Below are 13,743 nucleotides of genomic sequence, written 5' to 3' on the forward strand. Positions count from 1 at the left end.
ACTCCAGACCGGCAACACCAGATGGAACTTATCTGAGCGGATAATTACGGCACTGCGTCCGGTAGTCCGTATTTCTTCGACATCGCTGAAATCACAGCGTACTGTTCGCCTGAATGCACGGGGCTTACACCAGATCCCCGAACGCGCTACTATGGACCGCGCTACTATGGACAGTCACCCTAAGAAGAATGCCTGATTGATCAGGAACGTCAATACCGCTAGCTTTAAAATACGAAGCAAGTTGCAGGAGGCTAGGATGCCTAAACCAAGAAAAGAACTCATCTCACTCGAAGCCACACCCTACTACCACTGTGTTTCGCGCTGTGTCAGGCGTGCATTCCTATGTGGAACAGACGAGGAAGGTCGTAGTTTTGAGCATAGGCGCGGCTGGATCGAGCATCTACTACTCGAACAAGCCAAGGTCTACTGTATTGATATCGCAGCATACGCTGTAATGTCGAACCACTTCCACGCCGTTCTTCATATCAACCAAGCCAAGTCTAAAGGGTTAACCGACATTGAAGTCGTTCAACGCTGGCATCAGTTATATAAAGGCACCCTCGTTTCACAGCAGTTTGAACGTGGCGAGGAATTGCGGGAGGATCAATGGATATTGCTACGGCGAAATATCGAAGAGTGGCGCTCACGACTAATGAGCATCAGCTGGTTTATGCGCCGGTTAAATGAAACAATCGCGCGCTTAGCAAATGATGAAGATGAATGCACGGGCCATTTCTGGGAAGGCCGTTTCAAGTCTCAAGCACTACTCGATGAGAAAGCTCTAGCCGCATGCATGGCCTACGTCGATTTAAATCCAGTGCGCGCAGCCATGGCAAAGACACCGGAAGAATCTAAGCATACATCGGTGAAAAAACGTGCTGAGAAAGCAAAAGAAGCCTACTCCCCCAACCACCCCCAGCAACAAGTGCCTGAACTTCTCAACTTTGCCGGAAATCCTAAACAGGATATGCCTGAGGGCATACCAATGCGCCTGACGGACTATTTAGAATTAGTCGACTGGACTGGTCGCCAAATCAGAGAAAATAAACGAGGCTCCATTTCAGAATGCGAACCCGCTATCATGCACCGGCTTGGAATCGATGCAGAACACTGGCTCTATATTACCCAGAATTTTGAATCTGAATTCAAGGGTGTTGTTGGTGCCGTCAATAAAGTGAAATCAAAAATCAGTTGTTTTTGGGATAAACAAAGAGAACGACGACGAACCGCGGGAATTCAAGCCTGCAAATTAAGGCTTTCGTAACCTCGACAATCTAATTCAACACACCCCATCCTAATTCAGAAGCCTTCTGAGATTTAATCTCGCCTAAAAATCGCTAATTTTAAGCAATATCGGTAAAAAATCCGCCTCACCCTCCTCCAGCATAAATAAAATTTTTCTGTGGAAATATAAGAGCGTGAATTGTCGCCTCCTCTCTTATCTTGACTGTCTTATTTATTATTTTCTGAGGTTTAATCTCGTCTAATAATCGCTAATTTTAAGCAATATCGCCAAAAATTCCGCCGCACCCTCCTCCAGCGTAAATAAAATTTTTTCATGGAAATATAAGGGGGTGAATTGCCGCTTCCTCTTTTATCGTGACTGTCTATTTATTTGGTTACTTCCGTCGTTCTTTTCGTATCTAAGCTCCAACCAACAATGCGCCGTGAGTGAAGATCCATGACCGCTGACAAGTAATGCCACTGCTTCTTTACTTTGAGATACGTCACATCCGCAACCCATACTTTGTTCTTTGCTTCAGGCACCGCACCATCAGATCTCAGGTTTTCACCCGAGGCAAGGAAACGCCTCATGCCGGGTGCTCGGTAGGTTACTCGAGTAACGCGCGCGATTAAGCCCATCTCTTGCATCAAGCGCGCTATACGCTTCCTGCTGACGCAAAATCCTTGGTTTTGCAGTGCTTTCCAAACTCTAGGGCTGCCGTAGCGCCCTTCGACCTTGTCATACACTTTCTGAATTTCAATCTTTAGTAGTGCATCTTCACTTGTGCGGCTCGAATCTTCGCGCTTACGCCAATCGTAATAACCACTTCGAGAGACACCGAGCCAAAAGCACAACGATTTAATCCCCAGATCTAGTCCGAATCTTTCGATGAATCGATACCTTGCTGATGTTCCTCCGCAAGAAACCGTTGCCACTTTTTTAGTAGGTCGACCTCTTGCTTAAGCTTGCGATTTTCAGCTTCTAATCGCTTAACTTTCGAGAGTTCTTTGGCTTGCTTAGAAGATACTTCAGTTACTTTTTTACGTTTATCTGCCACGATCTTTCCTTCACGATATTCTTTTCGCCATCGTGACAGCATAAACGGATGTATGTCGAGAGTAACGGCGACTTCTTTAACCTGAACACCGTCAATCAAACTCAACTGAACGGCTTTAACTTTGAATTCATTTGAGTACTGCCACGTCTTTCTGGGCTTTGTGTATTTTGGCATTGGACACCTCATCTGTTAGATGTTGGTGTCCGTTAAATCGGGGGAAGATCAGCGTCCGAGTGCTTTGACTTGTTAGGCTGTACTACATGGGGCAACGAAATTAGAACCGAAAGTCCTGTCCCCTCGTTTATCCATTCGTTACATGATGCGGTCAATTCGGTATTTGAGGGTTGATCGATATAGAATTTAGCACCATGAATGAATGCGTGATGAGCATTTATTACAAGGCCATCCTCACAGCGCAGGACATGCCTAAATCCATCTGTTGGAATAAGAGTCGCAAACGAAAGCATAACCCAGTGATCAGATCCTGCCTCTGTCATATCAATTGAGATATCGAGATGTGAGCAATTTTTGGCATATTTAGAGAGAGTGATAGTTGACAATCTGGCAGCACCTGCATCGATATCAATATCGTCATACTTAAAGTCATCAATTACTTGACGCTCACCATGAGGCGTGTTTACAACAACTCTACGGCAAGATGATTTCTCTTCTCCTTTAAGGAAACCGACCCTGATGTCACTATAGCCATCTTTGGTTGGATAAAGTCGATAGGAAATACTTGAATCCACAAAAACTGTACCAGAATCAATATAAGCTCTTGCATTAATTAAGTAGTTACTTCGAACACACTTGCTAGTTACATCCATTGCCTGGTTTATATAGGTATTCAGATAATCTTCAATATTTGAATAAGCTCGCTTTTCCTCCATTGATGGCTTGATTAAAGCATTTAATGCTTCCCTCTTGCTTTCAGAGTCTATATTTCCCAGAAAGTTTCTACTTACAACAATGTCTTGCAATAAACTTTTAATTTTTTCAACAAACTCTGATGTACCACTTGCGTAAGTGAATATTGAAGCAACAAGTATTGCTATACCTACAGACTCAAACATTTTAACCAAAACTTTATAGCCAAATTGCATTTGAGGGAATTGCAAATCCAAGACAATTGCCAGTAGAACAAAAACAATCCCAAGCCAGAAGTAATTGGTAAACAACTTAAAAAATCCGTAACTACTATTTTTAGACATTCCGTACATCCATAATTAATTGACTTGCAAGCCTAACGCCCATGTAACCGCGCGATTTTTTGCGGAGAGCTTTTGTGAAAAAATGTAGCGAAGCGAAATTCACAAAAGAGCGTAGCAAAAAATTGTCCGGTTGACATGCTTGTTAAGCCCTGCTTGATAATTTATCTAAAATATTCATTTTTACGCCACCCCATTCATTTTTAATAATGCTATACAGAACAGAGTCTCTGACTCGACCATCAGGCATGAGCATATGATTTCGCAAAACACCTTCCTCTTTTGCACCGAGGCGTAATATTGCATTGCGCGAATTACTATTTAGGTAATCTGTAATGATTTCAACTCGATTAAAAGACATTGATTCGAAGAGACGCGTGAGCATCAATAACTTCGCTTCGGTATTTATTCTTGTTTTTTGGTATGACTTTCCAAGAAACGTATAGCCAATCTCAGCTCTTTTGTTTATGAAATCTGTTTTCATGAATCGGGTTGAGCCAGCAACCTTACCTGACTGTTTATCTATTGTTGCGAATGCCAAGCCATCACCGGTTTTCTGAGCCGAAATGGCATTATCTATGAACGCATCAATATCACTGGGTTTGGGGACTAAGGTTACAAATAGATTCCATAACTCCCCATCAGAAATCGCCTCGATGAGCCCTTCCTTGTGCGAAGTGGATAGAGGTTCTAGACGAACATATTTCCCTTCAAGTATCTTTTCTTCGTACTTCATAGAAATCCCTGACTCCCGAGGAGGCTTAACAGCTTAATAGTGTGCCGGCACACTTTGCCGGTTTTGACAAAGCGCCGATTTGGTCATAACTCATTGTTTTAAAAGGGGCATATTCCATTACACGTACAATCCATCTGTGAAAGTGTGCTGGCACACTATTTCGGTTTTGTATGGCACACTAACTTGTAAACCAGATTTGTAACTTACTGATTTTTAGTAGGTTTAAGCTACCACTCTCGGTGAAAGCGTGCAATCGCGTTTGTAAAGTGTGCCAATTTTTTAGGCTGTTATAAAAATATACTGTTTATATATCAGTATGTCTTTACATATGAAGTTTTCATTGTGACTTGTCGTTTTTCGTATATGTAATACAACAAACACAAAAATGCCGAGCAGTGCCCGGCGTTTTTGTGGTCAATCTAAGTCTTTTTTATTAGTTTGAAATTCTACTAATTTAAGACTTAGTCCACACCGTCCCTTCTGGCCCGTCTTTTAACACAATGCCTTTAGCAACCAGTTCATCACGCACAGCATCGGCGGTGGCGAAGTCTTTGGCTTTTTTAGCGGCGATGCGTTTGGCGATCATTTCTTCAATCCATGCAGCTTCGTCGCCGGCACCGGCTTGCAAAAATGTTTGTGGGTCGGCTTGTAAGCAACCTAGTACACCGCCTAGGTATTTTAACTGGCCTGCTAATGCGAGCTGTTCTTCGCCGGTGGTTTTATTCACTTCGCGCACGAGGTCGAATAAAGCGGCGATGGCTTCTGGGGTATTAAAGTCGTCGTCCATGGCTGCGTGGAAGCGTTGTGAGTATTCGTTGTCGATATCGGCAGCGTCACCCACGTTGGCTTCTTGCAGTGCGTTATAAAAACGCTCTAATTTGCTATGCGCTTCATCAAGGCTGTTATCCATATAGCTAACATGCGAGCGGTAATGACTTGAGATCAAGAAGAAGCGCACCACTTCGCCGTTGTATTTTTCTAAAATATCGCGAATGGTGAAGAAGTTGCCTAATGATTTAGACATTTTTTCTTCGCCTAAACGCAAGGCACCAGCGTGTATCCAGGTGTTTGCGTAGGTTTTTCCGGTGGCGGCTTCGCTTTGCGCAATTTCGTTTTCATGGTGTGGGAATTTAAGGTCTGGCCCACCGCCATGAATATCGAAGGTTTCGCCTAAGCAGCAAGTCGACATGGCAGAACATTCGATGTGCCAGCCCGGGCGACCAATGCCCCACGGTGATTCCCAATGTGGCTCGTCTGGTTTAGCGGCTTTCCATAATACGAAATCGAGTGGATCTTCTTTGTCGGTATCAACGTCTACACGTGAACCGGCTTCAAGATCATCCAGTACTTTGCCCGAGAGTTTGCCGTAGCCTTCAAACTTGCGTACGCGGTAATACACGTCGCCATTCGGAACGGCGTAGGCAAAGCCTTTATCAATCAGTGTATTTACTAATTTAATAATGTCGTCGATGTGCGCCGTGGCACGAGGTTCGTGCGTTGGGCGGCCAATACCGAGTTGATCGAAGTCTTCGTTCATGGCATTGGCAAAACGATCGACTAAATCTAAAAACGGTTCGCCATTTTCATTGGCGCGCTTAATGATTTTGTCGTCGATATCGGTGACGTTACGAATGTAGTTAACCTCCAGCCCAATATGACGCATGTAGCGCACAATCAAATCAAAGGCTAAGAAGGCTCGCGCATGACCCAAATGACAAAAGTCGTAAACCGTCATGCCACACACGTACATGCCGACTTTACCCTCTACTAAAGGTTTAAAAGTCTCTTTCTGGCGAGTGAGTGTGTTGTATATCTGCAAGCTCATGGTGTTCCTTATGCTTCTGTCAGTGATTTGTCTTCACGCAAACCGATGGTGAGGTTGAATACTGGCTTATCCGTGGCGTGATCGTAACGATCCGATACGTAATAGCCTTCGCGCTCAAACTGGAAGTTGTTTTCTGGGCCGACATTGGCCAATGCCGGTTCTACCCAAGCGGTAACCACTTTAAGTGAATCGGTATTCACGTATTCCATAAAGTCGCCGTCGGTTTTGTCTGGTGATGCATGGGTAAATAAGCGCTCGTATAAACGCAGCTCGGCTGGAATGCCGTGTGACGCCGACACCCAATGCACAACGCCTTTCGGGTTATCGCCATCGGCTGGATTAGTACCGAGGGTGCCTTCGATTAGGTTGGCGCGCACGAGCACGACATTGCCCTGCTCATCTTTTTCGTAGCTGGTTGCTTCAATTACATACGAATGACGCAAACGAATACGCTTACCTGGGGTAAATTTCTTTTTGAATTTCTTGCTGTATTCTTCTTTAAAGTCGTCTTGATCGATAAAGATTTCACGGGTAAACGGCATTTCGCGTGAACCCAAATCCAGTTCGTGGTGATAATCTGCTGAAACCATTTCTAAATGATCTTCTGGCAGGTTTTCAATCACAACTTTCAGCGGATTAATCACACACATAGCGCGCGGTGCGTTTTTGTTCAGGTCGTCTCGCAGTGCGTGCTCTAGCATTGCAACATCGACCATGCCATCGCTGCGGCTGACACCGATCATGTCGCAAAAATTACGCACTGAGCGTGGAGTAAAGCCACGACGGCGCATCCCAGAAATGGTCGGCATACGAGGGTCATCCCAACCGGCAACCACCTTCTCATCAACCAAGGCTTTTAGCTTGCGCTTAGAAGTCACGGTGTAGTCGAGGTTTAACCGACCAAATTCGTACTGACGTGGCTGCGCAGGCACTGGCAAGTTCGCTAGGAACCATTCATACAGCGGGCGATGATCTTCAAACTCAAGAGTACACACTGAGTGTGTAATACCTTCAATCGCATCCGATTGGCCATGAGTAAAATCGTAGTTCGGGTAGATGCACCACTTATCACCGGTTTGATGATGATGAACCTTACGAATGCGATACAGAATCGGATCGCGCATGTTCATGTTAGGCGATGCCATATCGATTTTAGCGCGCAGCACTTTGGCGCCCTCGTCGAATTCTCCCGCACGCATACGAGCAAATAGGTCAAGGTTCTCTTCAACTGTGCGCTCACGGTATGGGCTTGGCTTACCGGCTTCGGTCAGGGTGCCACGGTATTCACGCGCTTGATCAGCCGACAAATCACACACATAGGCGTTACCCGATTCAATCAGATTCACCGCCCAGTCGTGCAATTGATCGAAGTAATCGGAGGCGTAATGAATCTCGCCCGCCCACTGAAAGCCCAACCAAGTGATGTCATCTTTGATGGCATTGATAAATTCTTGGCTTTCTTTTTCTGGGTTGGTGTCATCAAAACGTAGGTTACAACGCCCACCAAACTGTTCAGCCAAGCCGAAGTTCAAACATACCGATTTGGCATGACCTACGTGCAAATACCCGTTCGGCTCAGGTGGGAAGCGAGTAACCACCTGCGTGACACGCCCGTTATCGAGGTCATCTTGAATGATTTTAGCGATGAAGTTAGCGCTAGTATTCGCTGTGTTGGCAGTTGTATCAGTCATAACCATCCATAAAGTGTCGGTACAGTTTTCAATACGATTTCATATTTTGCTAAGAAAATAGTCTGTTTCAGCAACAAGAAACCGCGTCGGCGCTGTAAGGCCGCGAAAAAGGCGGTATTATACGCGTTCCATCCCGTATAGGGATACTCGATTTCTAACTCTGAGGCACAAGATGATCCTGCTAAAAACCAACTTCGGCGACATCAAAATTGAACTGAACTTCGAAAAAGCACCAAAAACCGCTGCTAACTTCGAAAAGTACGTAAAAGAAGGCTTCTATGATGGCGTGATTTTTCACCGTGTTATCGACGGTTTCATGGTTCAAGGTGGCGGTTTTGAGCCGGGCATGAAGAGCAAAGAAACCAGCGACAGCATCGAAAACGAAGCAGACAACGGCCTAAAGAACACCAAAGGCACCTTGGCTATGGCTCGTACCATGGACCCTCACTCTGCCAGCGCGCAGTTCTTTATCAACGTTGCTGACAACGCTTTCTTGAACCACACGTCTAAAGATACTCAAGGCTGGGGCTACGCGGTATTCGGCAAAGTAGTTGATGGTATGGATGTGGTTAACCGCATCAAAGCGGTTCGCACCACCACGAAGATGGGCCACCAAGACGTTCCGGCAGAAGATGTGATCATCGAAAAAGCAGAAATCATCGAATAATGGCGCTGTACTTCATATCCGATTTACACCTAGAACATCAACGGCCGGCTATGGCTGCGGGTTTTAAAGGCTTTGTCGATGGTTTAACCGATGCCGAGGCTTTGTATATTCTGGGTGATTTTTTTGAAGTCTGGATGGGCGACGATTACAACGATCCGTTTGTCGATGGTGTTAAAGCGACGCTAAGGAATGCTGTAGAGCGTGGTATTGCTGTGTATTTAATGCACGGCAATCGCGACTTCCTACTCGGCGAAGCCTTTTGTGCCGACATTGGCGCGAACATGGTCGCCGAAGGCAGTGTGATTCATCATGGCGATGAAAGCGCGGTGATTCTGCACGGTGATAGCTTATGTACCCAAGACGTTGAGTATATGAAGATCCGCCAGATGTTTCGTAGTCCACAATGGCAGGCCGATTTCCTTGGCAAGTCGTTGGAAGAACGCATTGCGTTTGCGCGCCATGTTCGTTCAGAAAGCCAATCCGGTCAGCAAATGAAGAGCGCTGAGATTATGGATGTAACGCCAATTGAGGTTGATAAAGCCTTAGATGAAGCGGGTGTTGCACGCATGATTCATGGTCACACCCACCGCCCCAATGTGCATCATTGGCAACACCAAGGTGAAGCCCGTGAACGCATAGTGTTGGGAGATTGGGATGATACACAAGGCTGGATGATTCGCTGGGAGAAAGACTCGGCCCCGCAGTTATCTAAGTTTTCGTTTTAATTAAAAAAGCCTGTACGGGAAACCGCGCAGGCTTTTTTATTAACGATCAAATTAGTTTCGATATTCAGCAAGCTAACTAATCAAATACCTGTGGCTCGGGCACCAACCAAACACCAAATGTTTTAAATACCTTGGTTTGAACTATTTTTTGCAAATTATGCACATCGGATAAGGTCGCACCTTTACTGGTGGTTAATACCAATGCTTGTTTCTCGTACATAGACACTGGCCCAAAGGCTTTGCCTTTAAAACCACATTGATCAATCAACCACCCTGCCGCTAATTTAACCCCGACGGATTGCCCATATTGAGGCATAGCTGGAAAGCGCTGGCGAAGCTCTGCGGCATATATTTCTGTCACAACGGGGTTATGAAAAAACGAACCGGCATTCGGTGTTATTTTAGGATCAGGCAGTTTAGAACTGCGCACATCGACAACGGTGTAAATTAATTCTGCGGGGGTCAGGCGATCGGCATTAAGCTGATCTAACGGTGCGTAATTTAATGTGGGCGTAAAGTGTTTTTGCAAACGAAACCGTACTCGCATAATAACGAAGTCGTTTTTTAATTCGCGCTTAAATATCGAGTTCCGATAACTAAAACGGCATTCTTCACCCGATAACACTCGCAGCTGCTGGGTACTCAGTTGGTATCCAACAAGCTGCTCAATAAAGTCGCCAGCTTCAACACCGTACGCTCCGATATTCTGAACGGGTGCTGCGCCTACCAAACCCGGTATTAATGCCAAGTTCTCTAATCCGTGACCATAATTAATACTGGCACATACCCATTGATGCCAATCGACGCCCGCATCCACATCGACCCAAACGTGGGTATTATTTTCACGAATTAAGCGAATATTGTTTGCGGCGGGTTTTATGACCAAAGCATTGACGTGCTCCGCCAATAAAATATTGCTGCCGCCACTCAACACGCGCAAAGGAAGGTTTAATTCGCGAGCTGATTGTTGTAATTCGATTAGAGAGCCGAGCGATGTGTAATGCGAAAACGCTGCTGCTCGGCCCGAAAGCCCAAGTGTGTTGGCACTGGTTAAATCGACTTGATGCTGAATATTCACCGTCATTAATGATTTACCGCAGCTGCTTACGAATATCGTCGATCAAGCCATCGCAAGCATCTTCGATTAAATCAAGAACATGCCGAAAACCCGAGTCGCCGCCGTAATATGGATCAGGCACTTCATGCTCGTCGTAACTTCGGCTATAGGTTCGTAAAAACAATTTGGGTTCGGTCAGTTTTTTAGCGGATGTATTGGCCGAAGTTTTAGCCTGAACCAATAAGACCTTGAGATTTTCAAGGTTGGATTCGTCCATCGCCAGCACATAGTCAAATTCACTAAAATCGCTGATCTGAACCTGACGCGCGCGTAATTTAGATAAATCGAACCCGCGGGCTGCAGCCGCTTTTTGCGAACGCTCATCCGCAGGTTTGCCAACATGCCAGCCAGCAGTGCCCGCCGAATCGACTTCGACTTTATCGGCTAAGCCTTCTTGCTGCAGGCGCTCGAGTAAAACCCCGTGCGCGGTTGGCGAACGACAGATATTACCTAAGCAAACAAACAATACTCGAATCATGCGTTCGGTTTATCGCCATACACATGAGTGGCCGCATTGGCTTTATCGAGCTTTTCTTCTTCCGACATTCGACGCGCTTCGCCTTCTAACATGACAGGAACACCATCTTTGATCGGAAAAGCCAAACCGTCGAACGTGCACAATAGCTCTTGAGCTTCACGCTCGTATTTCAATTTACCTTTGCATTGCGGGCAAACCAGCATGCTTAATAACTGCTTATCCATAATTCATCCTCTTAAATTCTGGCGCGGCATTCAGCTTACGATTGCGTAGCTGTACCGCCTGAAACTTTTGTTAATAACGCATCCAGCTTGGCTTTTGTGGCCTCGGTTGGGTGCGCGTTTACCTGCAAATACCACTGATTTTCGCGCTTAAAAGCCGCGCATTTGACCCAATCTTTCTCCGTCATAATAACGGCTTTATCATCATTCCAACGCAGATCTGTATCAGTAAATTCGTAATGATCTGGGAAGGCATGTTCAATGGGTTGGTAGTTTAATGCACGCAAGGTTGTAAAAAAACGTTGCGGATTACCAATCCCCGCTACGGCGTGCACCTGCTGCCCAGCAAAAAAATCCAAGGGCACGCTACGCCCTGTCGTACCTTCGATTAAGGCACTTGGCTCGACAATAAAATCAGAGCCATTAACGATATGTAAATCCGCCGATTGCAACCGCGACATAGGCTCGCGCAGAGGGCCAATCGGCAGGCGCCAGCCATTACCAAAACCGCGCGTCACATCACTCACCACAATTTCAGCAGCGCGCTTCATGGCGTAATGTTGTAAGCCGTCGTCGCTGAAAATGATATCCACTTTAGCGTTAAGAGCAGCGACTGCACGACTGCGCTTGGGATCTACCACAACAGGGCATTGTAAGCGTTGTTGCAAAAGTTTTGGTTCGTCACCACATTGAGCAACCGCCGTGCTGTCGCTAACCAATAATGGATACGTATCGGAATGCCCACCATAGCCACGCGATACCACCGCAGGACGTAACCCTAAGGAGCGTGCGCGCTCAACCAGATAAGTGATTAAAGGTGTCTTACCTGTACCACCAACCGCGATATTACCAATAACGATCACTGGGGTAAGATCGGATTTTTGTCGCCGAAAAGGCGCTAACAGCATTAAGCGCAGCGAACTTATTGCAACGAATATAAGCCAGAGTGGCAGTAACCAATAATTACCGGCAGCGCGAGCGTACCAATTGTGCTCGATGCGCTTTGCTAAACGCGCACCAAGCCCAGCAGAATCGTTGCGCTCGGCCATTACAGCTCGCTGAATTGCAATTGATGCAACTGGGCATAAGCACCGTTTTGTTTTATCAAATCGGCATGCGAGCCTTGCTCAATTACATGGCCGTTATCAATCACCACGATGCGATCGACGTTTTCAATGGTGCTAAGGCGATGAGCAATAACTAAGGTCGTTCTGCCCTTCATGACTTCTTCCATTGCCGCCTGAATATGACGTTCTGATTCGGTATCGAGCGCTGATGTAGCTTCATCTAAAATCAGGATTGGGGCATTTTTTAAAATAGCGCGCGCAATCGCAATACGCTGACGTTGACCGCCCGATAACATAACGCCGTTTTCGCCCACTTGCGTAGCGTAGCCTTCAGGGAGTTTTTGAATAAACTCATCGGCATGGGCAGCTTTAGCTGCGGCGAGCACTTCTTCGTCTGTCTTATTTTGTAGACAGCCATAGGCGATATTGTCACGAATAGAGCTATTAAACAGAGTTACCTGCTGGCTCACGATGGCAATTTGATCGCGCAGACTATCCAACGTCAAACTTTGAATATCGTGCCCGTCGATCAAAATTTCACCGCCGCTGGCTTCGTAAAAACGCGGTAATAGATTAACCAATGTCGTTTTACCACTGCCGGAGCGGCCAACAAAGGCCACGGATGTACCTGCAGGAATATCTAAATCAACGCCCTTCACGGCTTCGTCCGCGGCGTTGTCGTAACGGAAACGGGTGTGTTTGAAAGATACAACGCCTTTGGCGCGTGGCAATGCTTCTGTTCCTGTGTCTTTTTCGATATCGGCATCTAATACCAAGAAAATAGACTCAGCGGCGGTTAGGCCTTTTTGAATGACCGAGTTGATATCAGTTAATGCGCGGATAGGCTTGGCGATTAACGAAGCGGCAGTAATAAACTGCAGAAATGCTTCTGATGTCATGCTGCCAGCGGCTACGCGTTGAAACATCAGATACACCATCACGCCCAAGCCCAATGCGATAACTTGCTGAGTAACCGGTACGCTAATGGCATTCGTTAACTCAAACTTCATTACTTGGCGGCGATTATTGTCGCTGGCTTTAGCAAAGCGACCTTCTTCGTATTCGGTTGCTCCGTAAGTTCGCACCTCGCGATAACCGCTGATCGACTCATTGGTAATTTGCGTAACTTCGCCAACAGATTTTTGAATGCGGCGGCTGTAGCGCCGAAAAAACTTGCTTGCCAGTGATACCAAAAGCCCCATAACCGGCACGATCACTAAGAAGATCCCCGTTAAGGTGTAGTCAAGCCAAATCAAATAGCCCATCAACAAAACAACCGTTGCACCTTCCTGTACAACGGTCGTCAACGCCCGTGTTGATGCGCCATTAACTTGTTCTACATCGAAGATAACACGAGAAATAAGACGCCCGGTCGATTCGCCGTCATAGTAGCGGCTTGGTAAGCGCAACATGCGGCCGAACAATTCCGTACGCAGAGCATGAACAACTTCACGACCAACAATGGCGGTAAAATACTTGCCCAAAAATGTACCGACACCACGATACAAATAAACGCCGAAGAGGACAGCGACTAAAAAGATGATGTTTTCTTGGGTAGGTGCTTGTAGCGTTTTTTCGACCACGCCCATCAAGTGTGCCAGCGCTGGCGCTGAAGATGCGAACATTAAGAAGCCGAGAATACTCACGGCGAAAACAAAGCGATGGGGCCAGACGTAAGTCAGAAGGCGTCGGTAAAGACGCCCAGCCGTATGTTCTTGCGACATGA

12 protein-coding genes and 1 pseudogene are annotated in these 13,743 nt (G+C 46.2%); 3 read left to right on the plus strand and 10 right to left on the minus strand.

The annotated features are described in order from the left end of the window. The first annotated feature begins 256 nt into the window (after positions 1-256). On the plus strand, positions 257-1,264 hold the full coding sequence (locus tag TOL_RS08995; protein ID WP_015487007.1) for a transposase: 1,008 nt from the start codon (positions 257-259) through the stop codon (positions 1,262-1,264). 350 nt (positions 1,265-1,614) lie between these two features. On the opposite strand, the pseudogene TOL_RS19300 reads toward TOL_RS08995, so the two are convergent. The 5 genes and pseudogenes from TOL_RS19300 to TOL_RS09025 all read right to left on the minus strand — a co-directional run. Then, positions 1,615-2,456 (minus strand): annotated as a pseudogene (locus tag TOL_RS19300) (IS3 family transposase); the annotation flags it as partial. A gap of 32 nt (positions 2,457-2,488) precedes the next feature. Then, positions 2,489-3,493 (minus strand): hypothetical protein, encoded by a 1,005-nt coding sequence (locus TOL_RS09010; protein WP_015487009.1) that lies wholly within the window; start codon positions 3,491-3,493, stop codon positions 2,489-2,491. 142 nt (positions 3,494-3,635) lie between these two features. Further along, positions 3,636-4,226, minus strand: coding sequence for a GNAT family N-acetyltransferase (locus TOL_RS09015; RefSeq protein WP_015487010.1), 591 nt, complete (start codon positions 4,224-4,226; stop codon positions 3,636-3,638). A gap of 454 nt (positions 4,227-4,680) precedes the next feature. Next, the gene (gene cysS, locus TOL_RS09020; protein WP_015487011.1) at positions 4,681-6,051 is read right to left on the minus strand and encodes a cysteine--tRNA ligase; all 1,371 of its coding nucleotides are present in this window, start codon (positions 6,049-6,051) and stop codon (positions 4,681-4,683) included. A gap of 8 nt (positions 6,052-6,059) precedes the next feature. After that, a complete protein-coding gene (locus tag TOL_RS09025) occupies positions 6,060-7,748 on the minus strand; it encodes a glutamine--tRNA ligase/YqeY domain fusion protein (RefSeq protein WP_015487012.1) in 1,689 nt (562 codons plus the stop codon). Positions 7,749-7,914: 166 nt separating this feature from the next. Here TOL_RS09025 and TOL_RS09030 point away from each other — a divergent pair, with 166 nt between their 5' ends. Together TOL_RS09030 and TOL_RS09035 are read left to right on the plus strand one after the other, a co-directional pair. Next, positions 7,915-8,409: a peptidylprolyl isomerase gene (locus TOL_RS09030; RefSeq protein ID WP_015487013.1), complete on the plus strand. Its 495-nt coding sequence runs from the start codon at positions 7,915-7,917 to the stop codon at positions 8,407-8,409. Then, a complete protein-coding gene (locus tag TOL_RS09035; protein ID WP_015487014.1) occupies positions 8,409-9,134 on the plus strand; it encodes a UDP-2,3-diacylglucosamine diphosphatase in 726 nt (241 codons plus the stop codon). Before TOL_RS09030 ends, TOL_RS09035 begins: the two co-directional genes overlap by 1 nt. A 76-nt stretch (positions 9,135-9,210) precedes the next feature. Here TOL_RS09035 and murB read toward each other — a convergent pair whose 3' ends face one another. Genes murB through msbA form a run of 5 tightly spaced genes read right to left on the minus strand, consistent with a single transcriptional unit; the run spans position 9,211 to position 13,741 of the window. Next, positions 9,211-10,218, minus strand: coding sequence for a UDP-N-acetylmuramate dehydrogenase (gene murB, locus TOL_RS09040; RefSeq protein ID WP_015487015.1), 1,008 nt, complete (start codon positions 10,216-10,218; stop codon positions 9,211-9,213). A 7-nt stretch (positions 10,219-10,225) separates the two neighbouring features. Continuing rightward, positions 10,226-10,729, minus strand: a complete 504-nt coding sequence (locus tag TOL_RS09045) for a low molecular weight protein-tyrosine-phosphatase (protein ID WP_015487016.1) — start codon at positions 10,727-10,729, stop codon at positions 10,226-10,228. Further along, entirely contained in the window at positions 10,726-10,953 is a 228-nt protein-coding gene (locus TOL_RS09050; RefSeq protein WP_015487017.1) for a Trm112 family protein, read from the minus strand. The genes TOL_RS09045 and TOL_RS09050 overlap by 4 nt, the downstream gene beginning before the upstream one ends. Positions 10,954-10,988: 35 nt before the next feature. Further along, on the minus strand, positions 10,989-11,999 hold the full coding sequence (gene lpxK, locus TOL_RS09055; protein ID WP_015487018.1) for a tetraacyldisaccharide 4'-kinase: 1,011 nt from the start codon (positions 11,997-11,999) through the stop codon (positions 10,989-10,991). Next, positions 11,999-13,741 (minus strand): lipid A export permease/ATP-binding protein MsbA, encoded by a 1,743-nt coding sequence (msbA, locus tag TOL_RS09060; RefSeq protein WP_041588459.1) that lies wholly within the window; start codon positions 13,739-13,741, stop codon positions 11,999-12,001. The genes lpxK and msbA overlap by 1 nt, the downstream gene beginning before the upstream one ends. Between the last annotated feature and the right edge of the window lie 2 nt (positions 13,742-13,743).

The sequence above is a fragment of the Thalassolituus oleivorans MIL-1 genome, assembly GCF_000355675.1.
Lineage (GTDB): Bacteria > Pseudomonadota > Gammaproteobacteria > Pseudomonadales > Oceanobacteraceae > Thalassolituus > Thalassolituus oleivorans.